22 protein-coding genes are annotated in these 25,026 nt (G+C 68.7%); 8 read left to right on the top strand and 14 right to left on the bottom strand.

Going from position 1 to position 25,026, the window contains the following annotated elements:
• Positions 1 to 4: 4 nt before the first annotated feature.
• The 4 genes from C5708_RS04465 to C5708_RS04450 form a co-directional block, all read right to left on the bottom strand.
• Positions 5 to 604 (bottom strand): hypothetical protein, encoded by a 600-nt coding sequence (locus C5708_RS04465; RefSeq protein WP_242918295.1) that lies wholly within the window; start codon positions 602 to 604, stop codon positions 5 to 7.
• 12 nt (positions 605 to 616) lie between these two features.
• The gene (locus C5708_RS04460) at positions 617 to 1,609 is read right to left on the bottom strand and encodes a dipeptide epimerase (RefSeq protein ID WP_242918293.1); all 993 of its coding nucleotides are present in this window, start codon (positions 1,607 to 1,609) and stop codon (positions 617 to 619) included.
• Positions 1,609 to 2,610, bottom strand: a complete 1,002-nt coding sequence (locus C5708_RS04455; protein WP_242918291.1) for a DUF1611 domain-containing protein — start codon at positions 2,608 to 2,610, stop codon at positions 1,609 to 1,611. The genes C5708_RS04460 and C5708_RS04455 overlap by 1 nt, the downstream gene beginning before the upstream one ends.
• Positions 2,611 to 2,681: 71 nt before the next feature.
• Positions 2,682 to 3,416 carry an XRE family transcriptional regulator gene (locus C5708_RS04450; protein WP_242918289.1) on the bottom strand — a complete coding sequence of 245 codons (735 nt, stop codon included), beginning with the start codon at positions 3,414 to 3,416 and terminating at the stop codon, positions 2,682 to 2,684.
• Between the two features lie 334 nt (positions 3,417 to 3,750).
• Between C5708_RS04450 and C5708_RS04445 the strand changes: the two genes are divergently transcribed.
• From C5708_RS04445 to C5708_RS04435, 3 genes are all read left to right on the top strand, one after another.
• Positions 3,751 to 4,902: an FAD-binding oxidoreductase gene (locus C5708_RS04445; protein WP_242918287.1), complete on the top strand. Its 1,152-nt coding sequence runs from the start codon at positions 3,751 to 3,753 to the stop codon at positions 4,900 to 4,902.
• Positions 4,903 to 5,074: 172 nt separating this feature from the next.
• Positions 5,075 to 6,214: a purine nucleoside permease gene (locus tag C5708_RS04440; RefSeq protein ID WP_242918286.1), complete on the top strand. Its 1,140-nt coding sequence runs from the start codon at positions 5,075 to 5,077 to the stop codon at positions 6,212 to 6,214.
• A complete protein-coding gene (locus C5708_RS04435) occupies positions 6,211 to 7,791 on the top strand; it encodes an adenosine deaminase (protein WP_242918284.1) in 1,581 nt (526 codons plus the stop codon). The genes C5708_RS04440 and C5708_RS04435 overlap by 4 nt, the downstream gene beginning before the upstream one ends.
• A gap of 86 nt (positions 7,792 to 7,877) precedes the next feature.
• Here C5708_RS04435 and C5708_RS04430 read toward each other — a convergent pair whose 3' ends face one another.
• On the bottom strand, positions 7,878 to 9,962 hold the full coding sequence (locus C5708_RS04430) for a prolyl oligopeptidase family serine peptidase (RefSeq protein WP_242918282.1): 2,085 nt from the start codon (positions 9,960 to 9,962) through the stop codon (positions 7,878 to 7,880).
• A gap of 430 nt (positions 9,963 to 10,392) precedes the next feature.
• Between C5708_RS04430 and C5708_RS04425 the strand changes: the two genes are divergently transcribed.
• Positions 10,393 to 13,197 (top strand): TonB-dependent receptor, encoded by a 2,805-nt coding sequence (locus C5708_RS04425; RefSeq protein WP_242918280.1) that lies wholly within the window; start codon positions 10,393 to 10,395, stop codon positions 13,195 to 13,197.
• An 84-nt stretch (positions 13,198 to 13,281) separates the two neighbouring features.
• On the opposite strand, the gene C5708_RS04420 is transcribed toward C5708_RS04425, so the two are convergent.
• The 6 genes from C5708_RS04420 to C5708_RS04395 all read right to left on the bottom strand — a co-directional run bounded on the left by C5708_RS04420 (position 13,282) and on the right by C5708_RS04395 (position 18,987).
• A complete protein-coding gene (locus C5708_RS04420) occupies positions 13,282 to 13,860 on the bottom strand; it encodes a hypothetical protein (RefSeq protein WP_242918278.1) in 579 nt (192 codons plus the stop codon).
• Between the two features lie 14 nt (positions 13,861 to 13,874).
• Positions 13,875 to 15,068 carry a lysozyme inhibitor LprI family protein gene (locus C5708_RS04415; RefSeq protein ID WP_242918276.1) on the bottom strand — a complete coding sequence of 398 codons (1,194 nt, stop codon included), beginning with the start codon at positions 15,066 to 15,068 and terminating at the stop codon, positions 13,875 to 13,877.
• On the bottom strand, positions 15,065 to 15,613 hold the full coding sequence (locus C5708_RS04410; protein ID WP_242918274.1) for a hypothetical protein: 549 nt from the start codon (positions 15,611 to 15,613) through the stop codon (positions 15,065 to 15,067). Before C5708_RS04410 ends, C5708_RS04415 begins: the two co-directional genes overlap by 4 nt.
• A gap of 31 nt (positions 15,614 to 15,644) precedes the next feature.
• Positions 15,645 to 15,962 carry a hypothetical protein gene (locus C5708_RS04405; RefSeq protein ID WP_242918272.1) on the bottom strand — a complete coding sequence of 106 codons (318 nt, stop codon included), beginning with the start codon at positions 15,960 to 15,962 and terminating at the stop codon, positions 15,645 to 15,647.
• Between the two features lie 41 nt (positions 15,963 to 16,003).
• A complete protein-coding gene (locus C5708_RS04400; RefSeq protein ID WP_242918270.1) occupies positions 16,004 to 17,773 on the bottom strand; it encodes a YadA-like family protein in 1,770 nt (589 codons plus the stop codon).
• Between the two features lie 95 nt (positions 17,774 to 17,868).
• Positions 17,869 to 18,987, bottom strand: coding sequence for a hypothetical protein (locus C5708_RS04395; protein WP_242918268.1), 1,119 nt, complete (start codon positions 18,985 to 18,987; stop codon positions 17,869 to 17,871).
• Positions 18,988 to 19,251: 264 nt separating this feature from the next.
• On the opposite strand from C5708_RS04395, the gene C5708_RS04390 reads away from it, so the two are divergent.
• The 4 genes from C5708_RS04390 (at position 19,252) to C5708_RS04375 (ending at position 22,143) form a co-directional block, all read left to right on the top strand.
• The gene (locus C5708_RS04390; RefSeq protein WP_242918267.1) at positions 19,252 to 19,722 is read left to right on the top strand and encodes a DcrB-related protein; all 471 of its coding nucleotides are present in this window, start codon (positions 19,252 to 19,254) and stop codon (positions 19,720 to 19,722) included.
• Positions 19,723 to 19,749: 27 nt separating this feature from the next.
• Entirely contained in the window at positions 19,750 to 20,949 is a 1,200-nt protein-coding gene (locus tag C5708_RS04385; protein WP_242918265.1) for a hypothetical protein, read from the top strand.
• Positions 20,950 to 20,951: 2 nt separating this feature from the next.
• Positions 20,952 to 21,377, top strand: coding sequence for a hypothetical protein (locus tag C5708_RS04380; protein WP_242918263.1), 426 nt, complete (start codon positions 20,952 to 20,954; stop codon positions 21,375 to 21,377).
• A 91-nt stretch (positions 21,378 to 21,468) separates the two neighbouring features.
• Complete coding sequence (locus C5708_RS04375; RefSeq protein ID WP_242918261.1) at positions 21,469 to 22,143, top strand: hypothetical protein; 675 nt, start codon at positions 21,469 to 21,471, stop codon at positions 22,141 to 22,143.
• A 45-nt stretch (positions 22,144 to 22,188) separates the two neighbouring features.
• On the opposite strand, the gene C5708_RS04370 is transcribed toward C5708_RS04375, so the two are convergent.
• The 3 genes from C5708_RS04370 to C5708_RS04360 all read right to left on the bottom strand — a co-directional run bounded on the left by C5708_RS04370 (position 22,189) and on the right by C5708_RS04360 (position 24,908).
• A complete protein-coding gene (locus C5708_RS04370) occupies positions 22,189 to 22,701 on the bottom strand; it encodes a hypothetical protein (RefSeq protein WP_242918259.1) in 513 nt (170 codons plus the stop codon).
• 56 nt (positions 22,702 to 22,757) lie between these two features.
• Positions 22,758 to 23,378, bottom strand: coding sequence for a thioesterase domain-containing protein (locus tag C5708_RS04365; protein ID WP_242918257.1), 621 nt, complete (start codon positions 23,376 to 23,378; stop codon positions 22,758 to 22,760).
• 198 nt (positions 23,379 to 23,576) lie between these two features.
• Complete coding sequence (locus C5708_RS04360) at positions 23,577 to 24,908, bottom strand: peptidoglycan DD-metalloendopeptidase family protein (RefSeq protein ID WP_242918255.1); 1,332 nt, start codon at positions 24,906 to 24,908, stop codon at positions 23,577 to 23,579.
• Positions 24,909 to 25,026: the final 118 nt, after the last annotated feature.

Below are 25,026 nucleotides of genomic sequence, written 5' to 3'. Positions count from 1 at the left end.
GGATTCAGGCGACGGTGACGCCGCCGGAATCGCCGCGCTTCGACGCCGGGCGGGACTTGCGGGCGGCCCGCCGGCCGGGGCCGGACATCAGGGGCAGCCCCTTCAGCTCGTGGCCGAACACCACCTCCGCGAAGCGTTGGTCCACCAGGGCGATCTCCGGCCGCCGCCGCAGCTCCTCGGCCCAGGCCAGGGCCAGCTCGGTCGAGGGATGATGGCTGGTGAGCTGGTAGTCGTAGCGGCCGCTGACGAAGACGGCGTTGGTGATCGCCGGCTCCGACCCGCAGTAGCGCTCGAAGACCACGCCGGCGTCCGGCCGTTCGCGCCGCAACGCCACCAGGCAGACGACGCGGACCGGCTCGCCGCAGCGGGCGGGATCATAGAGCCCGACCGTCCGCGCCCAGCCCTGCGCCTTCATCAGTGAGATCCGCTGGCGGAAATTGCCGATGTCGATCTGGAGATGCTGCAGCATCAGGTCGACGGCGCCGCGGGTCTTGCGGGCCGCCTCGTAGAGGCTGCGGATACGCAGCTGCGCCTCGCGGACGCGTTTGTATCCCCGGCGCGCCGGGCCGGGCTCGCGATCGGCGAAGGGCTCAACCCGCGGCATGGCCGAAGTCGCTCATCGAACGCCTCCCCAGAAGCTCGGGCGGGGCGGTTGCGCCATCCCGCCGACATAGTCCAGCCCGTCGGGCCAATCCACCGACTGCAGCAGCGGCCCGTCCAGGTCGACGAAGGCGCACTGCTGGGCCAGCACCATGGCGGGGGCCATCGACAGGGACGAACCGGCCATGCAGCCGACCATCAGCTCGAAGCCCATGGCCCTGGCCGCCGCCGCCAAGTCCAGGCCCGAGGTCAGGCCGCCGGCCTTGTCGAGCTTGATGTTGATCACGTCGAACCGGCCACGGGCCTTGTCGAGGTCGTCCGTCCCGTTGATCAGCTCGTCGGCGCACAGCTTGACCGGGCAACGATAGCCGTCGAGGCCCGCCTCGGCGCCGACCTTGATCGGCTGCTCCAGCAACACGACGCCCAGTTCGGCCAGCGCCGGCGCATAGGCCTTCAGGTCGTCCGGCGACCAGGCCTGGTTGGGATCGACGATCAGCGCCGATCCGGGCGCGCCGCGCCGCACCGCCGAGATGGCCGCGACGGGATCGCCCGCGCCGACCTTGACCTTGAGCAGGGCGTGCTCGGCCCTGGCGGCGGCGGCGGCCTCATAGCCTTCGAGATCGCGGATGCCGATGGTGTAGGCCGTGTTCACCGCGCCGGGGGCCGCAACCCCCGCCGCCTCGAACGCCGACCGCCCTTCGCGCCAGGCCTCGAGGTCCCACAGGGCCGCGTCGATGGCGCAGCGGGCGCCGCCGGCCGGAAGGACGTCCAGCAACGCCCGGCGCGAAGGCCCCGCCTCGACGGCCGCCCGCGCGGCCTCGATCTGAGCGGTCATCGTCTGCGGCGTCTCGCCGGCGTAGGGCACGCCGCACCCCTCGCCCCGGCCGATCCGGCCGTCGGCGTCGGTCAGGGTGACGACGATGGTCGGCTGGTCGGTCTGCACCCCGCGCGAAATGCCGAACGGCTCGTGCATCGGCCAGATGCGCGTCTCGACGGTCAGGCTCAGCATCACAGCGCCCTCACCCGCTCGACCAGCGCGCCGAGGTCCGAGCGCAGGGGGTCGAAACAGGGCAGGCCGTGCTCGGCCTCGACCTGGGCCATCAGATCCGCCGCCGCCTGCGGCTGCATCCGCGAGGTGTTGAAGCTGACGCCGACGAACCGCGCGGCGGGATTGGTCAGCCGGGCGGCCTCGACATAGCGCTCCATCGCCGTCGCCAGCGACGGCAGCGGATAGTCCGGATAGGCGCTGACGGTCGTGCGCAGCGGGTCGTGGCACAGGACCAGGGCGTCGGGCTGCGAGCCGTGCAGCAGCCCCAGCGTCACCCCGGCGTAGGCCGGATGGAACAGGGCGCCCTGCCCCTCGATGACGTCCCAGTGGTCGTCGGCCGCGTCCGGCGACAGGGTCTCGGCGGCGCCGGCGATGAAGTCGGCCACTACGGCGTCGATGGCCACCCCCTGGCCGGCGATCATGATCCCCGTCTGGCCGGTGGCGCGGAAATCGGCGGCGATGCCGGCCGCGCGCAGGGCGCGGGCGATGGCCAGGGCGGCGTACTTCTTGCCGAGGGCGCAATCGGTTCCCACCGTCAGCAGACGCTTGCCCGAACGCTTGCGGCCGCTGGCGACGGGAAACTCGCGGTCCGGCCGGCGCACGTCGTGCAGGCGCCGGTCCAGCCGGGCGGCGGCGGCGGCCAGTTCGGGAATGTCGGCCAGGCGGGTGTGCAGGCCGCTGACCAGATCGAGCCCGGCTTCGAGCGCCGCCAGCAGGCTGGGAACCCACGCCGGCGGCAGTTGGCCGCCCACCGGCGCCACGCCGATCAGCATCGACCGCGCGCCGCGGGCGACGGCTTCGGCCGGCGTCAGCTCGTCGAGGCCCAGGTCGACCCCGCATCCAGGCAGCCGCGCTTGCCCGACAGCCTCGTCCGGGAGCCAGTCGCGAATGCCGAAGGCGGTCTTGGCGTGCGGCTCGTCGGCCACGTCGCCCAGGAACAAATGGTACGGCCTCGGAATCATCGCATGCCTCGGTTTCCGGAATTTTCTTTTTATAAAATTCCATCCACTAAGCGCAATACGTTTCCTAAGCTTCAGGCGCCCCCTTGGTCGCCGCGCGCCACGCGCAGGCCCGGCGTCGCGGCGTCGCCATGGCCGACCAGCACCGTCCTCATCTCGTGTTCGGACGATGTGCAGACCGACAGCACGCGGCACGGGCCGTCGCCGGCCGCCAGATAGGCGTGGGCCATGGTGCTGTCGATATAGATCGCGTCGCCCTTTTCGAGCACGACCGGAGCGTAGAATTCGGTGTGGACCTCGACGCGCCCCTCGATGACGGCGGTGAACTCCTCGCCCGGATGGCGCATCAACGGCCCGAATTCCTCCAGGGTGCGCGCCTTCAGGTCGGCGAAGATCGGGGCCATCAGCTTGTGCGACAGTTCCGAGGCCGGATAGACGTGGTCATAGACCGGGGTGGAGATATGCGCGCCGTCGCCGAGGCGGTGGACGCTGCGCCGACCGGTGACCACGGCGGCGTTGGGCGCCCCGGCCATCGCGGCGGCGCCGGCGTCTGGGGCGAAGAAATAGGTGACGTCGACGCCCAGGCCGCTGCTGAGGCCGACCAGTTTGTCGTAGGTCAGCGACATCTGGCCGTTCTGCACCTTGGACAAGGCCGAGATCGACAGGCCCGACCGGCGGGACACCTCGGCGAGGGTCCAGCCCTTGCGCTTGCGAAGCTGCTTCAGCGCCTCGCCCAGACGCCTCAGGTGCGGCGGGGCCGACGCCCGCTCGCTCCGCGCCGCGGTCGGGTCCTCGATCTTGTCAGGCATGCAGCTTCCATTTCCGGCGCCGCCCGCCGTGGGCGACCGTTTCAGTATATGACAGATACGATCATACGAAATATCGGCGGCGGCCGCATGAGCGTCGAATCCCCTCGTCCACGGCCCGACCGGGGCGAAAGGCTCCAGGTCATAGACGCGCGAAGCCCCATCTTCCGGACGCGGCGAGCGCCTCACCGCCTGGACAGGCCGTCTCCCAGCGCTTGAAACTCCGGAAGGGCGGTTTCAATAAAATTTCTTATTGGAAAAAATGATTGACCATCATAACAGAACCTCTCTAACGCCTTTCGTCGCCGCGCGCCCAGCGCGGCCAGGAGCTTGATGCATGACGCAATCCTCGTCGCTCGACGTCATCGTGGTGGGAGCCGGCGTCGCGGGCGCGGGCGTCGCCGCCGAGCTGTCGCGGACGCACCGGGTCGCGCTGCTGGAGCGCGAGTCCCGTCCCGGCTATCACGCCACCGGCCGCTCGGCCGCGCTCTACTCGGCCATCTACGGCGGCGACCTCATTCGCGCCCTCAGCCGCGCCAGCCGCCCGTTCTTCCTGTCGCCGCCGCAGGGCTTCGCGGAAAGCGCCCTGCTGCGCCCGCGCGGAAGCCTATTCGTCGCCAGCGCGGCGCAGGCGGCGGCCCTGGAGGCCTTCGCCAATCTGGACGACGTCGCGCCCCTGACCCGCCGCGTCGACGCGGCGCAGGCCCTGGCCATGTGTCCCCTGCTCCGCCAGGACTATATCGCCCAGGGCGTCTACGAGCCCGAGGCCAGCGACATCGAGGTCGATCTCCTGCATGGCGGTTATCTGCGCTGGTTCCGCGCCAACGGCGGGACGCTGGCCTGCGACGTCAGCATCGAAGCCTGCGAACGGGTCGGCGACCACTGGCGGCTGCGCACCGGCGGCGGCGTGTTCGAGGCCCCCGTCCTGATCAACGCGGCGGGCGCCTGGGCCGACGAGGTCGCGGCGCTGGCCGGGGTCGCGCCGATCGGCGTCGAGCCCAAGCGGCGCACGGCGGTCCTGGTCGATCCTCCCGCCGGCGTGGCGGTGGACTCATGGCCGCTGGTCATCGACGTCGAGGAACAGTTCTATTTCAAGCCCGACGCCGGCCTGCTGCTGCTCTCGCCCGCCGACGAGACGCCGAGCGCGCCCTGCGACGCCCAGCCCGACGAGATGGACGTGGCCATCGCCGTCGACCGCGTCGAACAGGCGACGACCCTGCAGGTCCGCCGCGTCCGTCACCGCTGGGCGGGCCTGCGCACCTTCACGGCCGACCGCAAGCCGGTGGCCGGCTTCGACGAGACCGCCGAAGGCTTCTTCTGGCTGGTCGGCCAGGGCGGATACGGCATCCAGACCGCCCCCGCCCTCAGCCGCGTCGCCGCCGCCCTGGCGAGCGGCCTGGCGCCGCCGGACGACGTCGCGGCCCTCGGCGTCGCCGCCGCCGACCTCGCCCCCGCCCGGGCGCGGGCCGCGCGGCGGGTCGACGCCTAGCGGTCGGCGTCGCCCGCCGACGCCCAGGCCTTCGCAATATCTTCGCACGCCGGAACTAGGCTGGACCGGAGGTTGACTGTCGGGCGCTCCTCGCCGAACAGGCGACGCCCCCTCGCTCGCCACCGCCTTCCGGGGCTGGCGGGAATTCCGGAGCGGAGCAACGGAGGCTTTCATGACCGTCGCCTTGTCGCGCAGGGCCCTGTCCGGCGCGATCCTGGGGTTGGGGCTGGCTGGGCTTCTCGCCCCCGCGTCGCAGGCCGCGCCCGCGACGACGGACCCGGCCAAGGCGGCGGAAGCCCGGCGGACCGGCGACGTCCGGCCCTGGCCCGTCAAGGTGGTCGTCGTCACGACCTACGAGAACGGTGCCGACACCGGCGACAAGCCCGGCGAACTGCAGCTGTGGGCCGAACGCGAGGATCTGACCGAACGGCTCGACTTTCCCGGCGGCGTGCATCCGTTGCTGACCAACAAGGATCACTCGGTGGTGGCGATGGTCACCGGCATGGGGCTGGTCAATTCCGGCGCCTCGGTGATGGCGCTGGCGTTCGACCGGCGGTTCGACCTCAAGAAGGCCTATTGGCTGGTCGCCGGCGTCGGCGGCGTCGATCCCAAGGTCGGCGCGATCGGAGACGCGGCCTGGGCGGACTACGTCGTCAACGATCTCGCCAAGTCGATGGACATGCGCGAGGCGCCTGCGGGATGGCCGTACGGAATCTATCCCATGCGGTCCAGCAAGGCCGGCGAGATGCCGTCCCAGAAAATGGAATACGGCCCGTTCGACCGATACGCGCAGGTGTTCCCCCTGAACATCGGGCTGACGCGATGGGCGTATGAACTCACCAAGTCCGTTCCGCTGGACTACGCCCCGGAGCTCGCGGCGCAGGCCAAGGTCTGGACCGGCTTTCCCAACGCGCAGCAGCCGCCCAGGGTCCGCATCGGCTCCAGCTTCGCCTCCAATCACTTCTGGCACGGCGAAGCGGGCACCCAGTGGGCGCGCGACTGGGTCAGGATGTTCACCGACGGCAAGGCCACGTTCACGATGAGCGACATGGAGGACTCGTCGATCGCCGAGGCCATGGCCCGCCTGGAGCGCATGGGGCTCGTAAACGCCGGACGGCTGATGGTGCTCAGGGCGGCCTCGAACTACACGCTGGCGCATCCTGGCCAGACCACGTTCGAATCGGCGATGTCCCCCCACCCCGGCGACGGCCTGCCCGCCTATGAGGCGGCCTATCGGGTGGGCAGCAAGGTGGTGCACGAACTGGCCAGCGGCTGGACGCGCTATGCGGACCAGACCCCGAGCGCGCCATGACCGCCGCCCCGACCGATCGGCGTCGACGGCCAGGCGCCGGAAGCGCCCTGGCCGCGCTCCTCGCCGCCTCGCCGTTGGCCGGCCCGTCCGTCGCCGTCGCCGCGGACGCCAAGCCCGGCCCACGGACGGCGGAAGCACGGACGGCCGCCTATCTGGATCGCATCGCCGCCGACGGGCCCCAACTGAGGATGTTCCTTCAGGCCATGCCGAAGGGCGCGGACCTGCACAGCCACGTCGGCGGATCGGTCTATGCGGAGGACTTCCTACGATGGGCCGGGAACGACGGCCTATGCATCGCGACGGACACCAATCGCATAGCCGCCCCGCCGTGCGACGCGCCCGGCCGCGTCGCCGCGCGCGAACTCATGGACCGCGAGCACAGCCGCTATGGTCGGGCGGTCGACGCGCTCTCCACCCGGGGGCTCGAAAGCGGCGTCGGCGACCCGGAAACGCCGGGCCACGATCGCTTCTTCTCGGCGTTCGAGGGGTTCAGCGCCGCCATGCGCGGCAATATCGGCAAGGAGATCGCCGCGGTGCGCGAAGCCGCCGCCTACAACAACGTCTCCTATGTCGAGGTGATGGTGATGCCGCCGGCCGTGCGGGATATCCTCGACCCCTTCGCGGCCACGACCGAGGACAGCTCCGATTTCCTCGCCCTGTCCGCCGCGCTCGCCCCGCTGCTGCCCAGGGCCGTCGCCGAGGCCCGCCGGACCCTGGACGGCTACGAGGCCGAGGCGGCGGCGATCGAGAAGTGCGACATCCTCCCCGCGAACCCAGCCTGCGCGGTGACGGTCCGCTACCAGATTCCCGCACGCCGCAATCCGTGGCCCAAGACGGCCTTCGCCGAACTCGCGTTCGGCTTCGCCCTGGCCAAGGCCGATCCCCGGATCGCCGGCGTGAACCTCACCGGCCCCGAACACGATCCGGTCTCGATACGCGACTATGGGCTGCACATGCGGATGGTGGCCTTCCTCAAGGCCCGCAATCCCGATGTGCGGATATCGCTCCATGCCGGAGAACTGACGCTCGGCCTCGTCGCCCCGCGCGACCTGCGTTTCCATATCCAGGACGCGGTCTCGGTCGCGGGGGCGAACCGGATCGGCCACGGCGTATCGATCGCCTATGAACCAGAAGCCCGCGACCTGATGCGGCGCATGGCCCGGGACGGGATCGCCGTCGAGATCAATCTGACCAGCAACGCCGCCATCCTCGGCGTGAAGGGCCGGGACCATCCGCTGGCGCTCTATCGCTCCGAAGGCGTTCCCGTCGTTCTGTCCACCGACGATCAGGGCGTTTCTCGCAGCGACATGACCAACGAATACATGCGCGCGGTTCGGGAACAGGGCCTGCGCTACCCCGCCCTCAAGGAGATCATCCGCAACAGCTTGCAGTACGCCTTCATTCCAGGCCCCAGCCTATGGCGATCCCGCGTCGGCGGAGCCGCCGTTGCGGCGTGCCCCGCCCCCGCAAAGTCGCCGGACGCCGCCTGCTCGCGGTTTCTGGACACCAGTCCCAAGGCCCGGCTGCAATGGCGGCTGGAACAGGACCTCGCGAAGTTCGAGCGCGAACATGACTGACCGCGAGCTCGGGCCGGCGCGCTGAACGCCTCGTCAAGGCTCCCGGCCGAAACCGGGAGCTATCGGGAAGCCGTCCCGGCGACGCCCTAGTGCGATGGGAAACCGCAGGACTTGGTCAGGAACGAATCGACGCCCTTGAGGACGTCGCGGGTGTTGTCCGGGCTCCAGAGGTCGGCGGTGTGGCCCATGTCTTTCATGACCTGGAACTCAACCGGTTTTCCGGCCGCACGCAGCTTGTCGTACATCCCCTGCCCCTCCCGGATGGGCACCCGCTGATCGCGGTCGCCGTGGTAGATCATCATCGGGATGGAGGTCTCGGCCGCATGATCCCATGGGTTCATGCCCGCGACCGTGCCGCCCTGATAGTCGCGTCCGAAGCGGGTGTCGCCGATGAAGTTGCGCCACCGGGTCAGGTCCGCGACGCCGGCGCCGGCGATCGCGCACCGGAACTCCCCGATCGAACCGCGGACCCCCGCGGCGAAGGCCGCAAAGCCCCCGTATGAGTAGCCGTGCAAGGCGATCTGCCCCTTCTTGGCGATTCCTTGCGCGATCATCCAGCGGGCGGCGTCGTCGTTGTCGTCCGACATCTTCAGCCCCCACTGCTGGTCGCCGGCCTTCCAGAGCTTGGCCCCCCAACCCGTGCTGCCACGGAACTGCGGCTGGATGACCGCATAGCCGCGCGCGGCGAAATACTGGGTCCAGCCGCTGAAGTCCCAGCCCCAGTAGTCGCGCGCCCAGGGGCCGCCGTGCGGCACGACGATGGCCGGATAGGGCCCCGCGCCCCACAGCTTGGCGTTCGGCGTCGTCAGGAAGGCGGGAATCTCAAGCCCGTCGCGGGCCGCGTACTGGATGAGCCGGGTGTCGCCGAGCGCATCGGCCTGAATCTGCGGGCGCGAGCGGCCGATCAGCGTCACCCCCTTGCCCTCGATGTAGATGTAGTACTCTGGCGGGGTCTTCGGCCCTTCCCGCTCGACGATGAGGGTCCGGCCGTCGTTGCTGGTCTGCTCGATGGCGACCTGAAAATTCTCAGGGACCATCATCTTGATCTGCTTGCCGCCTACGGGATCGGTCCAGACGAAGGGCGCATCCTTCTCGCCGAGCGCCTTCTTGAGCTCCCCTTCCACGGCGGCCATGCGCTCGTCGACCCAATAGATCTCGTTGCCGGTCACGCCCTCGTAGCCGAACCCGAGCACCCGTCCCTTGTAGGGGCCGTCGCCTTGGGCCGGATCATGCGAACGGATCACCGACGTGGCGCTGAACACGCCATGGGCGAAGAGCGGCTCGCCGAATTTCCGCTCGGAGATCGAATAGGGATAGACCGCCGACCGCTCGCCGCCCTTGTCGGCCGCGATCAGGACCACGTTCGGGTCTTCGGTGAAGCTGAGCACCTCCAAGGCGCCGCGGCCCGCCACCTGGTTCTGGAAATGCGCCTCCCACGCGCCCGTCGTCGGGTTCTTGATCTGGGTCACCTGTGTCGGCTTGCCGTCGATGTATTCGCCCGACGTCCTGGCGCGAACCTCCTTCATCCCCCATCCCCAGATCGGGGCCGTGTAGCGGTCGGAGCCGTTATAAACGCGCTCGTAGGAAAGATTGGCGGTCGAGGAGTGCACGTTGACCTTGTAGAGGTCGCCCGTCTCGGCGTCGCTGGCCAGGACATAGTCCGGGTCGGCGGGCAGCGCGCTGACCAGCGACATGCCGCCAAAGCCGCGCATGCTGCTCTGCACCTCGTAGCTGACGCCGGAATAATCCTTGCCGGCGCCGGGCTTGGGTATGGCCAGGGTGGTGAAGAACGTTCCCCCAGGATCGGTCAACAATGACCGGTAGGCGTGGGTCCGACCGCCGTCCGCCTCGAAGTTCTGAACCGTGCCGACCCAAAGCCGGTCTTCCTTCAGGAAGCGCACCGAGCGGAATTCAAGATCGGGATTGCCCGGAATGATCTTGGGCGGGCGCGTCATGTCCGACGTGTCCCACACCGCGATCCGAGGCGTAGTGTTGTTCACCGCGATGATGGCGGCCACATGCGTGCCGCCGGGCGACAGACTGACGCTGGATATGCGCGTACGCGCGCCGAAATCCTCGGCGCTGGGCGGCGCGGCCAGCGCGGCCGATGAAACTCCCGCAGCCAGCAGCCCGCCGGCCAGGGCCCTGGTCAGGTGATTTTTCGCAAGCAACAACCGCCCCTCCACTGTTCGCGGTGACCCTTGAGCGTGGCGGCGCCCCTAGGCCGGCCACGCCATGACGACCGCAGCTTCAGAGGCGCCGACTTGCGCGTCAACGACTAGTTGCAAAATAATTTCACCTGGGTAACAGTTACTTACAGGCAATGTAACAGTACGCCTCGCACCGAGTGTTTGTGTCGCTTAACGAGCGATCGGCCCTGTGTAAGAGCCGGGCCGAGGACGCATGTCTTTGGGGGCTATCAACAACATGTTTCGTGCACGACAGCTTTTGCTGAGCTCGACCGCAATTTTAGGTTGCATTTTCACCTTCACCGAGGGGGCGCAAGCGCAAACGGCGAGTTCAAGCCCGCCTCAAACCCAGGCGTCGCAGGCCGAAAAGCCAAAGGCGAAGGCCGACACGGCCGGCGCCGTCGAGGAACTGGTGGTCACCGGTTCGCGGATTCGCCGCTCCGACTACACCAGCGCGTCGCCGGTGACCGTGATCACCAGCGAAACCGCCAACCTTCAGGGCCTGGCCTCGGCGGCCGACCTGCTGCAGACCCTGCCCATCGCCGCGACGTCGCAGCAGATCAACGGCCTGCTCGGCAACTATGTCGTCACCGGCGGCCCCGGGGTGCAGACCCTGGGCCTGCGCGGCCTCGGCGCCCAGCGCACGCTGGTGCTGCTCAATGGACGGCGCCTCGGCCCGGCCGGCGTGGGCGGCACTGTCGGTCCGGTGGACCTGAACGTCCTGCCGGACATGCTGTTCGACCACATCGAGATCCTGAAGGATGGGGCCTCGTCTATCTATGGGTCGGACGCCGTCGCCGGGGTGGTGAACTATTTCACCAAGAGAAACGCCGACGGCCTGCGGCTGATGGCCTATGCCGACGTGCCGTTCAAATCCGGAGGCGATGAGTACAAGCTCGCCGCCACCTATGGAAAAACCTTCGACAAGGGCTACATATCCGCAGCCTTGAGCTTCGATGACCAGAAAGGACTTAACAAAGGCCAGAGAAAATTCACCGCTTGCGATGCGGACTATATATTCAACAAACAAACGGGCGACAGGCTAGATTTCAAGGATGCGAACGGAAATTATCAGTGCATCAACGAATATAATAATGCTGTAGCATCGAAGTATGTCTTCGGGGGGTTCTTTCAATACGACCCCACCCTCTCTAAATACCCTAACTATCCCGCCGGCGCTCTTGGACTCCGCCAAGATCTTCCGGATTGGGTACGAGCGGCGCGGTATGGAACCCCGAGCACGCGCCCTTACGCCAACACCACCTCGCCGCTCGACGGTCGCGGGACGATTATATCGCCCCGCACCCTGTTCACCGGCATGTTCTCGGCTGGGTACGATCTCAAACCCGATCTTCAAGTCTACACCGAGATTCTGCTCAATGATCGGAAAACCAGCAACGCTCGAGTTTTCCAACTATTCCCGGATCTCGACCCCAACAATCCCACCAACACCATGGCTGCGGGTCTAATAAAGGCGGCCACGAAGGTTGGCGGTCTAACAGATGGCACCGTCACCCCGATCATCGCGCAACTGGGCAAGAGTTCGACCGACGTCGCCTACGCCCATGCCGTGTTCGGCTTGAAGGGCGACGTCCGCGGCCTGGGCTTCCTCGACGGCTTCAAGTGGGACGGCTACTATCAGCTGTCGGCCAGCCGAGGGACCTATGACGGCGACTTCGTCTACAAGGATCGGGTGACGGCGGCGACCGGGATCGACGACGCCGGCAACCAGGTTTCCAACGGCCTAGCCTGCAACCCGGCCCTGCTGACCAGCTCGCCTGCATCCTGCGTCGCCATTCCCTGGCTCGACCCGCGCGTGTTGAGCGGGCAGTTCACCGCCCAGGAACGGGCCTTCCTGTTCGGTCGCGAGCAGGGCGAGACCACCTATCTGCAACACGCCGTCGAGTTCAACATCACCGGCGACGCCTTCAAGCTGCCGGCCGGCCCGCTGGGCGTCGCCGCCGGCGTCTATTTCAAGCACGACAGCATCGACGACAAGCCAGGCTTCAACGCCCGCAACCGCAACTACTGGGGCCTGACGACCTCGGGCATCACCAAGGGGTCGGAATCGGTCTGGGAAGGCTATGCGGAGATCCTGGCCCCGCTGATCCGGAACCGCTTCCTCGCCAAGTCGATTGACCTGTCCTTGTCGGGCCGCTTGTCCAACTATGACACCTACGGCACCAACGGCACCTACAAGGTCGGTCTGGACTGGGCGATCAACTCCGAGTTCCGGCTGCGGGGCACCTATGGCACCTCGTTCCGGGCCCCGGCCCTATTCGAGCACTATCTCGCCGACCAGACCGGCTTTTTCAACGGCGTCGACCCCTGCGCCCGTTGGGGCAATTCGGCCAACGCAACACTGCGCGCGCGCTGCGCCGCCGCCGGCATTCCCGACGACTACGGCGGCTACACCGCGACGCCCACCGTCACCACCGGCGGCGGCTCCAAACTCGATCCAGAGACCTCAAAGGCCTATTCGGTCGGCGTGGTCTGGACGCCCAGCTATGTCGATCTGAAGGTCGCGCTCGACTATTTCAACTTCGACGTCCGCGACGAAGTCAGCCGGTTCGGCGCCCAGAACATCCTCAACTCCTGCTACGCCGCCGTGAACGCCGGTCCGTTCTGCGTCCTGTTCACGCGCGATCCGAACTCGCATGACCTTCTGACGATCAACGACAGCTACCTGAACATCGCCCGCCAGAAGATCCGCGGCATCGACGTCCAGGCCGACTATCGCCATCAACTGCGCTTCGGCACGCTCGCCATCTCGTCGCAGTTCACCTGGCAGCTCGAGGCGTCCCAATCCCTCAACGGCGAGCCGTTGTCGGACTATGCGGGCACGGCTTCCAACCCGCAGTTCTCGAACGCCACGAACGTCAGCCTGAAGAAGGGCGACTATACTTTCTTCTGGAGCTTCAACTTCATCGGCAGGACGTCTGACGGCCGCTACAGCGAAACCGGCGAGTTCTCGCCGCCGGACGCGGATCATCCCAACGGCTATTATAGGAAGCTGCATACGGAACCGGTGATGTACCACACGGTGTCCATGAAAAAGGACTTCGGCAACACCACCCTTTATGTCGGCGTCCAGAACCTGTTCGACGAGTCGCCGCCAGCCGTATCCACCGGCAACTTCCGCGTCGGCGTCTCGGCCCTGAACAGCTACGACCTGCTTGGGCGTCGCGCCTTCATCCAGATCGAGAAGAAGTTCTAGCCGTCGCGCAGACCGACGGCGGTCGGCGGGCCGGGTGCTCGCCAGCCGTCCGTCGGTCTCGCGCTTCAGTCCGCCCCGCCGCCTTCACGGCTCCTCGTTGGGGCGGAGGAGGGCGAACTTTCCTGCATTCCAGTAGAGCGCCATGTCGATGCCGGCTTCCGTGCCGACGGCGAGGACGTCGTGGCGGATCGCCCTGTCCTGGCGCTGGAACCGGGCGAAGGCCTTGGAGCCGCGCTTGACCAGGGATATGGGGGCCGGCCGGCTGCTCCAGATCGGCGTGGCGAAGACGTCCTCGTCGTCCCCCGCGCCCACGCGTCCCGTCAGGATGGTCTTCACCGCGCCGTTTCGCTGCACGACGGCGAGGGCCAGTTTTTCGCCGTGGGAGCCCAGGGGGACCTGGCCGAACACGGTCCCGACCACGCTCACGCCCGGTGCGAATACCGCATGGGCGGACGCCGGGCGGATGGTCACCAGATAGATCTGGTCGGGAATCCCGTCGCCATCCAGGTCGCCCGTCGCCGCCGGAGCCGCGAAACCGGCGGCGGGCTGCACGCGCGAGCCGAACAGGGCCGGCAGATCCGCCGGCGGCGCTCCCATGGCGGCGGATGACGCCAGCGTCGCCAGCATCGCTCCGCAGATCGAACCCATCGCGGCGAACCTCATTGGTCGGCTCCTATCTATCGCAGGACGAGGAAGCAGTTATGGGCCACGCCCGCGCCGCCCGCGCCGAGCCGGCAGGCGTCTGCGGCATAGGCGATCACCCGGCCGTCCGGCGTGATGGCGTCGAGCCCGCCCAGGATGCTGGCGGGGATCACCGTCCGCTGCGTGGTCTTCAGGTCGTAGACCACCACGCCGGACACCGCCTGCCGCTGATCGGCCGTCGCACTCTCGTGGCCGGAATAATAGAGCAGCGACCGCAGCGGGTCGAAGGCGAAGTACAGCACGGTCGAATCGAAGGCGCTGCGCACCAGCGTACCCTTGCGCTCCCCCTTGCGACGCATGGTCAGTTCGAAGGCGTCGCCCGCTTGCCTGGCGGCGACGACGTACTGGGCGTTGGCCTCGACGCGCCCGGCCGCATAGTCCTCGGGCGGCAGCGGCTTGAGCACGCCCTGGGGAACGGTCGCGACCGATCGACCGCCGGCCAGGGTGGCGGCGATGCGAAAACCGCCGTCGCGCGCTGCGAGCGTCCGCTCGCCTTCGACGTACAGCACGTCGTCGGCCTCGAAGCCCATGCGTCGGATCCTGGCGGTTTCGGGGGGCGTCGCGGCGACCAGGCGTCGCGCGCCCATTTCGTAGAGCCAGACCTGGGCGCCGGCGTAGCCGTCCTGCGGCCAGCCCGCCACGAAGGCGTAGAAGCGGCCGTCGGGGGAAAAGCGCCCGCCGTAGAAGCTCAGCTCGCGGCGGTGCGCGGCCAGGGCCTTGTCCAACACCCCCTCGTCCATCGCCAGAATGGTCACGCCGGGCGCGGTCTCCAGCGGCGGTATGGTCTCGCCCCGCTCCACGGCCGAGCGGCGATCCGCGTAGGCCCTGGCGAGGCATGTCCTGGCGAGGCCGGCGTCGACGGCCCGGCCGGGATCGGCCGCTCCCACGCATCGCCGGTCGCGGTCGGCCAGCCAGGCGCGCTGGGCGTCGCGCATCCGGGTCTGGGTGGGATAGTCGGGCGCCATGTCGAGCGCGGCCTGGAACGCCGCGGCCAGGGAACGGTCGGCGGCGGCGAGGCCGGGGTCGGCGCAGATCAACCGGTCGGTCGCGTGGACGGCCCTGGCGCAGTCGAAGCTGGGACCGGCCGGGTTCGACGGCGCGCCCCCGGCGCGCGACGCAAGCCCGGGCAAGACGAGCGCGCAGATCAGGCCGACGGTCAGCCTCCTCATGGCCCTCTCCTTCCGTCGTCGGCGCCGGCGGCTCGACGCCCGAGCATCCGTCCGGCGGCCCGGGCCAGGCCAGGCGGAGCCAGGAACCCGGCGAAGACGGCCGCCGCCCCCCCGCCCAGTCCGAACAGGACGACGAACAGTCCGGAGCACAACAGCCGCTCGACGCCGTCGAAGGCCGTGACGACACGTCCCATCTGGCGCGCCAGGTCGAAGCCCGCCCAGACGCCCATCGCGACGAAGCCGGCGGCGGCGGACAGCCGCAGAACGAAGAGGACCGTCGGCCATATCGGGCCCGCCGCCCTGGCCGGGACGACGACGCCCCAGGCCGCGCCGCACAGCCACCCCAGTCCCAGGGCCTGGACATAGAGGAACAGTCCGTAGAGCCCCGGCGTCGCCGCGCGCGCCGCCGCGCCGAAGCTCGCGCCCGCTACGCCCCAGCGCCCCTCGAAAACCATCAGGATGGCCAGCGGGACGGCGAGGCCGACCAGGACGGCGGCCATCGCCAGCCGCGAGATCAGCGTCTGGGGCGTCGCCGTCCGTCGCATGAGGTACGCCTTTCGGATGACATGGCCGGCTTCAGCTCGGCGCCGCGGCGCAATGATAGGTCAGGGTCCGCCCGTTGACCCGAAAATCGAAAGCCTGCAGCCCTGGCGCGCACAGCGGCTGGGCCGCCCGGGAGCAGACATAGCCGGTCTGGTTGTTCGAGAACCGGGCCGGATCGGCTGCGAAGCCCGCCGCGCAGATCGACGGCTGGGCGCCCGGAAGCGGCCTCTGGACCGGTCCGTAGGTGCGCCCGGAACTCGGCTGGGGCTGGGCCGCCGCCGCGCCGCCGGCGGCGGCCAACGTCAGGACGGCCAAGACTCGCAGGCCGCCGGATTTCAGGAAATCGCTCATGTCTTCCACTCCCTCGATGTCTTGTCGCCAACCGGCCGCGCCTACCAGGCGAAACCGAAACTCATGCCGCCCATCGCCTCGTGACCCGAGGTCGCCGCGCTGAGGCTGAACGCCCGCCGGTCGTCGAAGCTGTGGCTGTATCCCACCGCGAGCGCGCCACCGGACCGGTAGGCCCCGAGGCCGACCAGCAGCCGGTCGTGCAGGTTCGCCCCCTGTCCGGCGGCGTTCATCGCCATCGCCGCCTGGGCCGCGCTCATGGCCCCGACGCCGTCCAGCCGGTCGCGGATCGAGCCGATCTGGTGCTCGAAGTCGTCGCTGAGCGCCCCGATCCGGCTATCGGTGTAGGCGTTGGCCTGGCTCAGGGTCTGGGCGGCCTGGGCCTGGGCCTGCCGCAGCGTGACGGCGTCCGTGGCGTTGACCCCGTCGGCGAGGTTGGCCAGGCGTCTCTGGGCCGTGCTGGAGCCCACGGAGACCGTATTCGCCTCGGAGGCGACGGAGCCCTGGCCGAGGGCGACGCTGTTGGCGGCGTTCGTCTGCACGCTGGCGCCCATGCCCAAGGCCACCCCGTTCGCCGCCTGGGCGGCGGCCCCGGACCCGAGAGCGACGCCGCCGGCCTGGTTGACGCTGGCGCTGTAACCGACGGCGGTGGCGTCGGCCGCCGTCGCCGCGCCCAGCACGCCGATCGCCACGCCCCGGTCGGCGTTGACCACGCTCCCCGCGCCATAGGCCGCGCCGACCGCTCCCTGGACACTGCTGCCGACGCCGACCGCCGTGGCGCTCTGGCCGGCGGCGTAGGCGTTGGCGCCGAGGGCGGTGCTGTAGGCGGCGGCGGCCTTGCTGTTGACGCCAAGGGCCACGGCGCTGTTGGCCGAGGCCGAGGCTGCGGAACCGAGCGCGGTGCTCGAGGCTCCCGTAGCGGCGCTGTTCATGCCCACCGCCACGCCGTAGGCCCCCGTCGCCGTGCTCTGGAAGCCGATGGCGGCGCTGCCGAACCCGGAGGCGTTGGCGCTGGCCCCTATCGCCGAGGACGCCGCGCTGCTGGCCGCGCTCAGCGAGCCCAGGGCGACGCTGGAATTGCCCGAGGCGCTGCTGTTGAAGCCGATCGCCGCCGCGTAGTCGGCGCTCGCCTGGGCGTAGCCGCCCAACGCTGCGCTGTATTGTCCGTTCGACGCGGAGCCGACGCCGAACGCCGAACCGCTGGGACCGGCGGCGGTGTTGGCGCCGACCGCGACGCCGCTGTCGCCATTGACCGTGCTGTTGGCGCCCACGGCCACCGTGTTGTCGGCGGCCGCCTTGGCGTTGAAGCCATAGGCCGCGGCGTTGAGGCCCGAGGCGTAGGCGCCGCCGCCCGTCGCGGTGGAACCCTGCTGGGTCGCGACGGCGCTCACGCCGGTCGCGGTGCTGGACGAGCCCAGGGCGCGGCTGCTGACGCCGGTGGCGGTGCTGGCCTGGCCGGTGGCGCGCGCGTCGGCTCCGGTGGCCGTCCCCGCCCCGCCGGCTATGCTGCTCTCGCCGGTGGCCGTGCCGTTCTGGGCGTTGGCCGAGCTGTTGTAGCCGGTGGCCGTGCCGTTGGCGCCCGCCGCGGCGGCTCCCGCGCCGAGCGCCGTGCTGTTGGGGCCCGACGCCGTGGCCGGGTTGGCGCCGGGGCCAGCCCCGACGGCCAGCGCGCCCGCGCCGGAAGCGACGCCGTTCGATCCGGCCGGAGCATACTGCGCCCACGCCTGCCCCGCGCACGACAGCGCCGTGATCGCCAGGCCCATGGACAGGCCCTGGCCGAGGCGTCGCGACGACGCCCGTGTTCTGAAAGCCATCTTGATCCCCAAAGTCACCAAGTCTGGGGACGGAGGCTAACGGCCGCTTCCGCGGCCCCGCATTATAGGAATCTATGACGTCGGCCCCGGCGGCGTCAGGCGCGGCGCGGCGGCAGCGTGGTCTGGAAGAACAGCCGAACCAGCTCGGTCTGTCTTTGGGTCTCGGTCTTCAGGAAGATGCGCGTCAGGTGGACCCGGGCCGTCACCTCCTTGACGCCCAGCGCCTCGGCCGCCGCCGGCACGCCGTCGCCGCGGATGATTTCGAGCAGCATGCGCTGCTCGCCGCGCGTCAGGCCGTAGCGGCGGGCGAACACCTCGCCGCGGTCGGCGAAGTCGGCGTCGGGCTCGATCAGGAAGATCGCGGCGACGGCGCGGCCGACCTCGTGCAGTCCGGCGCCGCCCGTCGCTCCCAGCGGCACCACGTGGCCGACAAGCGGGCCAATCCCCTCGCCGCGGGAGATGCGCAGCATGCCTCCCCTCGCCAGGCCGCCCTCGCCTTCGTCGAGAGCGAGATCGAGGCGCGTATTCTCGGCGTCCGAACACACGCGCAGCCGCCCGCTCACCAGCTTGAGCCCCGCCTCCTCGCGCAGGATGCGTTCGGCGCAGGGATTGGCGAAGACCAGCTTGCGGCCGGCGTCGAGCAGCGCCAGCCCGAACCCGGCGCGGTGCACAGCCTGGCTGAGGCTTTCGTGGAGCCCGCGCTCGCGCTCGAGCAACGCCCGGATCTTCAAGGCCCTGGCCAGGTGCGGCGTCGCCTCGCGGATCAGGCCGATATCCGCCGCCGTCGGCTCCAGCGCGCAGCGCGGCCGCCAGAGGTTGAGCAGGCCGATCCCGTCCTCGGTGCGCGACAGGCCCACCGCCACCACGTCGTGCCAGTCCTGAGGCTTGGCCCATTCGTTGAAATAGGCCGAGGCCTGGTAGGCCGCGGTGCGGGTGATGAAGGCGCCGGTGCGGACCTGTCCCGGCATGTGGGCCGCCGCGGCGCGGGCCAGCGGACAGGTCCTGGCGTAGCGGGTGAAATAGAGGCTGTCGTAGTGCGGATCGACATTGTGCACGGCGGCGACGTACGCGGTCCCGCTCGGCGAGCGGAAATAGAGGCCGCCGGCCACCGACCCCGTGGCCTCGACCAACCGCCGGGTGACGCCGTTCCAGGCGGCGACGTCGGTCATGCCGTCATAGATCGCCGAGATCATCGAGTCTTCGTAGACGGACACGACCGACCTCCAAGGCCGCTGACGGAAACCGCGCCGCACACCATAACCCCGAACCCCGCCCTTGGCACGACGCCGCGAATTCCTTTCGCTCCGGCGAAACGATCCGCCCCTTCAGGCGTTTCGACCGAGGCTGGGGGCTGCTTTCCGAGACGGAATGTATAGGTTGAGCGCACGAGCAGAACACGCGTCCGTCAGGGCGGCGGCGGCTTGTCGCCGCCGGGCGCGCCCCATACACTTCGCGCATCGGAAGGCGAGCACCCGCAGATGACGGCAGCCCGAGACACTCAGCCCTTGGTCAAGGTGGCGGCGGAGCCGCCTCAGGGCTGGTTCGACAAGACCATGATCGTCTACAGCGCCCCGCCCGAGCCGGGCCGGGCCATGTCGCCCAACATGGTGATCTCGCGCGACGCCCTGCTGGAGGCCGAGACCTTCCGCGAATATTGCAACCGCCAGATCGAGACCTTCCGCTCCAACCTGCCGAATTTCCAGCGGGAGAGCGAAGGCTACGGCCGCAGCCATGAGCGCGACGCTTTCCAGATCCAGTTCACCTGGCGGTCGGCGGCCGGCCTGCTGCGGCAGCGGGTCTTCTTCATCAGCGCCGGGCCCGAAGTGGTGGTGACCTACGCCGTCACCGCCGCCGCCGACGACTTCGCCGACCACGAGCAGGCCTTCGAGCGGGGCCTGGCGTCCTTGCGGATCGATGCGCCGCCGTCGCCGGGACAAAGGGCGCACTGATGCGCCGCCGCCGGATCGGGTGAGCGCATGAGCGAGATGCCCGCAGCGCGGCTCGGCGACGACATCGCCCACAGCCAGGCCGGACTGGGCATGTTGCTCGGCGTGCTGGGCGGCGTGGTGGCCGGCGCTGTCCTGATCGGCGCGACGGTGGCCACCGGCGGGGCCGCCCTGGCCGTGGTGGCGGCCGTCGGCGGCGCGGCGGGGCTGACCTCGTTCGGCGGCCTGGCCGGCATGAACATCGGCGGGGCGATGATGGGCCCGCCGACCGGCAAGTTCATCCTCGGCTCGCCCAACGTGCTGATCAACAGCCGGCCGGCGACCCTGACCTTCGTGTCGATGGCCGTCTGCCTCAAGGAGGCCGGGGTTCCCATCCCCCTGGCCACCGGCGCCTCGACGGTGATGATCAACATCGGCATGGCCGGCCGCGAGGGCGAGAAGCTGGGCTGCAGCGCCGTGTCGGTGAAGTCGACCTCGCCCGACGTGATGATCGGCGGCGAGAGCGCCCAGGACCCCCGCGTCGACATCAAGCCCGAGGTGCCGGGCTGGGCCGTCACCGCGCTGGAGGTGCTGGGGGTGGCAGGGGCCATCTTGGCCCTGCCCTACGCCATCGCCACCGTGGGGGTGGCCGCCACCATCGGCGGCGCGGTCCTGGGTTATTTCGGCGGCAAGTACGGCGGCATGGCCGGCCGGGCCTTGGGCGAATCCCTAGGCATGTCTGAAGCCGGGGTCCGCGCCATGGAGGCGGGCGGCCAGTTCCTGGGCGCGATGGTCGGCGGCGCGGCCGGCGTCAAGGGCGTCAAGGCCTTCAACAGCCGCTACCAGATCGTCACCGAGCCCGGCACGCTGGGCGCGAACGGCGGCAACATCAGGATTATTAAAAAGCCGCCAGCCGCGAAATTTGGAACATCCACCTCGACGGACTACAAGGGTACATTCTTCGAAGCCAATCCAGAATTAAAGGGTAAAGTTGTTGTACACCATGCGGTAGAACAACAGACCCTCAGACGGTACCCGGGAGTAGTCAGCGAATCAGAAATGCATTCTCTTGAAAATCTTCGGGGAATTCCGAACGAAGTTAATTCCGATGTTCATTTGAGCCAAATTCGACGAGAATGGAATCAATTTTACCGGGAAAATCCGACCGCCACGAAAGAGCAGCTTTTACAAAAAGCCACCGAGATTGACGGCAAGTACGGAAAACAATTCAATCCATCACTTGGGAATTAAACATGGGCGAGTATTTTTTTGTAGAGCCAGAAGTAGCGGGCGAACTCGGCGAAAAAACAATAATGGACACCAGCATACACCCACCCATCATAGAGAAGCTGAATTATCAGTTCGACGGCTGGCTTGGGGACGTTCTTATAGAAAGCTTCCCCTGCTTCATCATCACCTTAGACGCGGGCAAAAAGCTACAAGAGGCGAGACTGTCCGGCCTTAAGTTCGACTCCGTCGAAGTAACGAAGTCAGATCAATTCGAAGATATGTATCCTGGTCGTGAACTCCCGGACTTCGTTTGGCTAAAGCCGCAAGGAACCGCAGGAATCGACGACGTCGCGGTGGGCTCTGACAAACGGCTCGTTCTTTCAAAACGCGCCCTGGATCTGCTCAGGCCGATGGGACTGAGCAACGCCATTGTCGAATCATTCGGCTAACAGAGGGATCGGCGGAGCAATTCCTATTCGTGGGCCCCGCTCCATGTTGACGCTTGAACGCCTGCAAAGCCAATTTCATCCCGTCGAGGCCTTGAGCGACGATATTGTTCGCGCCGACGACGAGCTGCCCAAGACGACGTTCCACAACTATTTCAAGCTCGGCGACGGAACCTCGCCGTTCGTCGTGTCCGAGAACCTGGTCGATGACGCCTTCGCGGCGCTGGTGCTGAACCAGGCGGGACACAAGAGCGTCGAGGTGCTGACCAAGGCCGAATTGAAGGCGAACCCGCGCGGCTTCACCCACGTGCTCTACGCCCCGCATCAGTATCACTCCGAGCTGAAGGGCCGGCTCGACGCCGAACGGCCGAACACCACCCTGTGCATCCCGATCTTCAACTGCGAGTTCTCGGGGCTGGAGACGCCGGAGGAGTTCTACGCCCTGCGCCGGAGCGTCGTGCCGACGGCGCAGTGGGACCGGCGCCCCGCGCCGAAGCTGTCGCTGCGCTTCGACAACCCTAGGACCCGGGGCGGGACCGGCGACGGCTACGTCTTCGCCCGCCTCGAGCAAGCGCTGCAGGAGGTCGACAACCTGGTCGGCGTCGGCCAGGGCTTCGTCGAGGTGCTGAACTATCGCGAAGAAGTGGTCGAACTGGTCTTCGCCGCCGACGACGACTTCACCTGGATCGCCAATCGCGACGACGCGACCAGCCGACGGATCGCCCGCGACGCGGTCCGCGAGGCGCTGTGGACCTTCCTGACGCGCTGATCCAGCCGGCCTCGTCAGGACCGCCGCGAACCTTGGCGGCGGAGCCTAGATGAAGCGGTCCGGGGCGGTGGCCACCTTGTCGGTGGCGGTGGGTCCGCTGATCAGCGACACCAGGAAGTCGTTCTTGCGCCGGTCGGTGTCGGTGACCGGGATGATCAGCTGGATCGAGCCGCCGGCGTAGGAGCGCCGCGTCTGCCGCCCGCCCCGGTCCTGCTCGGCGCCCGAAACCTTGGGCTGGAACTTGGTCGCGCCCCAGCAGGCCGGCACCGAATGGCCGCGCGGCACGTCCATCCGCCAGACCAGGCCCTTGTCGCCCCAGTCGTCGCAGACGGCCCAACGCTGGCTGACCTCCTTGACCAGATGCTTGCCGGACGGCCCCGCGGACAGGATCTCGGCGACCTCGCTGCCGTAGAGCCAGAAGCGCCCGAGCTTGCCGAACTCGCCGCGCCCGGAATCGCTGAACCGCACCAGCCGGATCGGGCCGGCGATCTCCGTGAAACGGAAGAAGCCGCCCTCGAAGGACTGCGCTTCCTGCACGCTGATGTCGAACGGGCCCATCGGATCGCTCCGCGTCGAATTGCGAGACTGTGTTTCAGGGAGACGGCGCCCCGGCTTCAGGCCTTCAGCGTCGCCGCCACGCCCTGCGCCTTGAGTTGGCCGTTCATCCATTCGGCCACGGCCAGCGAGCAGGCGCGGTCGCCCGCCACGTCGCTCCACGGCACGCCGCCGGCCGCCCCGTGGGTGCCGACGAACTTCTTCTCCACAAGCACGCCGTCGCCGTCCAGCCAGCGCCCGGTGTTGTAGAAATAGAACCGCGACTTCACCGGGTTGCGGATCCAGAAGCCCAGGCTGCGCGCCGTGCGGGCGTGCGCCACGAAGGCGACGTTGTCGGGAATGGTCTGCGAGAGGCCGAGCTCGCTGGTCTGCATGTCCACCGCGTCGAACAGGAACATCGCGCTGACCCGCTTGCCCTGGGCCTTGAGCCGCTTGGCGGCGATGATCGCCGTACAGCCGCCCCGGCTGTAGCCGACCAGCATGATCGAACCCGATCCGCCCTGGGCCGCGCCGACGGCGCGGTCGGCGATGCTGGAGACTTCCTTGCCGGTAAGCGACGGCCCGCGGAAATAGGTGCTGCCGATCACCTGGCTGGCGATCTGGCTGCAGAAGGAGTTCCCCATCTCCTTCGCGTACTCCCGGTCGTTCTCAGGTCCGGTCCCGTCGATGATGACGATCATAACTCTCTCGCTGGCCTGAATTCGCCGAAGCCTAGCGTCGGACAACCCCTTGCTCAATACAGTATTGCGCGCCATCAAGGAATTTCACGAAATATTCTCTAAACTCAATCACGTAAGCTTCCGATCGTCGCTATAGAAACGCAGAGCCCCAGCAACACGCCAAGCATGACGTCGATTTACCTGGAACCTTTTCGCCGCTCAGCCGTTTTGGGCCGCTCGCAACGCATCTATCCGGTCGCGCTCCTTGCGGAACGCCGCCAGGGCGTCGCCCTGGAGGGTGCGGCCGTTGCTGGTCTGGAAGGTCATGGGATCGACCTGCTCGCCGTTGACGATGACCTCGTAGTGCAGGTGCGGGCCGGACGAGAGGCCGGTGTTGCCCGAAAGGCCGATCTCCTGCCCCTGGCGCACCGCCGCCCCGACCACGATCCCCGGCAGGTAGGACGACAGGTGGGCGTAGGCCGTCTCCAGGTCGGCCTTATGGCGTATACGGATGAAATTGCCATGGCCGCCATGCAGGCCGACGAAATCGACCACGCCGTCGCCCGAGGCGTAGACCGCCGTGCCGACCGGGACGGCGAAGTCGGTGCCCTTGTGCATGCGGGTGTAGCCGAGCACCGGATGCATGCGCGGGCCGAAGCTGGAGGTGATGCGCGCGCCCTCGACCGGCGTGCGCATCAGCCCGCGGACCACGCTGGCGCCGTTGCCGTCGAACCAGCTCGGCTTGGCGTCGCCCGGCGGCTGGTAGAGATAGAGCGCCCGCGACTTGGTCTGGGTCTGCAGCGAGGCGTAGACCAGCCGCTCGGCCCCGACTACGTCGCCGTGGCTGTCGACCTGTTGCTCGAAGGCCGCCTCGAAGATGTCGCCAGGGCGGATTTCGCGCTGGAAGTCGAAGTCGAAGGTGAAGGCGGCCGCGAACTCCGAGACCAGCGAGTCCACCACCCCGGCCGCCACCGCCGAGGAGTAGAAACTGTTGGCGTCCATCTCGCCGCGCACCACCTTGACCCGGACCTGCAGGTCGGTGGCCAGCGCCTCGGCCACGTAGCCGGCGGCGCCGTTCGGGCGGATGAGCAGGCCCGACCCGTCGGCGCGCCGCAGTTCGACCTTGTCGACGACGCCGGCCTGGCCCGGCAGGAAGCTGAACGACGCCCGCAGCTCGCCCGGGGCCCCGGCCATCTTCTCGTTGGCCAGGAGGCCGATGCGGATGGCGCGGTCGGCGGCCACGCCCTCGGCCGTCAACGCCGCGGCGACATCCTGGACGCGGGCGATGGTCAGGGCCCGCCGAAAGACCCCGGCCTGTCCGTTCGCCGGGGCGGGCGCCGGGACGGCGGGCCGCGCCGGACCAGGCGACGCCCGCAGGTAGAACCAGCCCCCGACCGCCGCCAGGACGGCCAGCGCGCCGACCCCGCCGGCGGCGAGGAGCGCCCCCCGCCCGCCCGCACGAGCCGTCGGCGCCGCCCCCTCGGATACGACGGGCTTTCGCTTCCAGCTGCGAGGATCGAACGATGGCTCGTCGTCTCCGATGCCGTGCATTCCGCCCCCCGCTTTCCGCGTCCGGCCGAGCATAGCGGCAAGACGCGCGATGATCAGCCCGCGACGACGGCAAGGCGCCTTCCGTCTCTCAGGCGAGTAGTGTTTAACTGAAAACTCT

It is taken from the genome of Caulobacter sp. CCUG 60055, assembly GCF_022750545.1.
Lineage (GTDB): Bacteria > Pseudomonadota > Alphaproteobacteria > Caulobacterales > Caulobacteraceae > PUIC01.
The sequence above is the reverse complement of the archived record's forward strand: the minus strand, read 5'-3'. Positions and strand labels throughout refer to the sequence as shown.

Coding starts and splice junctions, on each gene's coding strand:
- C5708_RS04415 (WP_242918276.1), bottom strand. CDS start 15,068: ATGAGGAGGCTGACCGTCGGCCTGATCTGCGCGCTCGTCTTGCCCGGG.
- C5708_RS04400 (WP_242918270.1), bottom strand. CDS start 17,773: ATGGCTTTCAGAACACGGGCGTCGTCGCGACGCCTCGGCCAGGGCCTG.
- C5708_RS04440 (WP_242918286.1), top strand. CDS start 5,075: ATGACCGTCGCCTTGTCGCGCAGGGCCCTGTCCGGCGCGATCCTGGGG.
- C5708_RS04405 (WP_242918272.1), bottom strand. CDS start 15,962: ATGAGCGATTTCCTGAAATCCGGCGGCCTGCGAGTCTTGGCCGTCCTG.
- C5708_RS04410 (WP_242918274.1), bottom strand. CDS start 15,613: ATGCGACGGACGGCGACGCCCCAGACGCTGATCTCGCGGCTGGCGATG.
- C5708_RS04455 (WP_242918291.1), bottom strand. CDS start 2,610: ATGATTCCGAGGCCGTACCATTTGTTCCTGGGCGACGTGGCCGACGAG.
- C5708_RS04465 (WP_242918295.1), bottom strand. CDS start 604: ATGCCGCGGGTTGAGCCCTTCGCCGATCGCGAGCCCGGCCCGGCGCGC.
- C5708_RS04445 (WP_242918287.1), top strand. CDS start 3,751: ATGACGCAATCCTCGTCGCTCGACGTCATCGTGGTGGGAGCCGGCGTC.
- C5708_RS04450 (WP_242918289.1), bottom strand. CDS start 3,416: ATGCCTGACAAGATCGAGGACCCGACCGCGGCGCGGAGCGAGCGGGCG.
- C5708_RS04385 (WP_242918265.1), top strand. CDS start 19,750: ATGAGCGAGATGCCCGCAGCGCGGCTCGGCGACGACATCGCCCACAGC.
- C5708_RS04420 (WP_242918278.1), bottom strand. CDS start 13,860: ATGAGGTTCGCCGCGATGGGTTCGATCTGCGGAGCGATGCTGGCGACG.
- C5708_RS04460 (WP_242918293.1), bottom strand. CDS start 1,609: ATGCTGAGCCTGACCGTCGAGACGCGCATCTGGCCGATGCACGAGCCG.
- C5708_RS04365 (WP_242918257.1), bottom strand. CDS start 23,378: ATGATCGTCATCATCGACGGGACCGGACCTGAGAACGACCGGGAGTAC.
- C5708_RS04370 (WP_242918259.1), bottom strand. CDS start 22,701: ATGGGCCCGTTCGACATCAGCGTGCAGGAAGCGCAGTCCTTCGAGGGC.
- C5708_RS04380 (WP_242918263.1), top strand. CDS start 20,952: ATGGGCGAGTATTTTTTTGTAGAGCCAGAAGTAGCGGGCGAACTCGGC.
- C5708_RS04435 (WP_242918284.1), top strand. CDS start 6,211: ATGACCGCCGCCCCGACCGATCGGCGTCGACGGCCAGGCGCCGGAAGC.
- C5708_RS04390 (WP_242918267.1), top strand. CDS start 19,252: ATGACGGCAGCCCGAGACACTCAGCCCTTGGTCAAGGTGGCGGCGGAG.
- C5708_RS04360 (WP_242918255.1), bottom strand. CDS start 24,908: ATGCACGGCATCGGAGACGACGAGCCATCGTTCGATCCTCGCAGCTGG.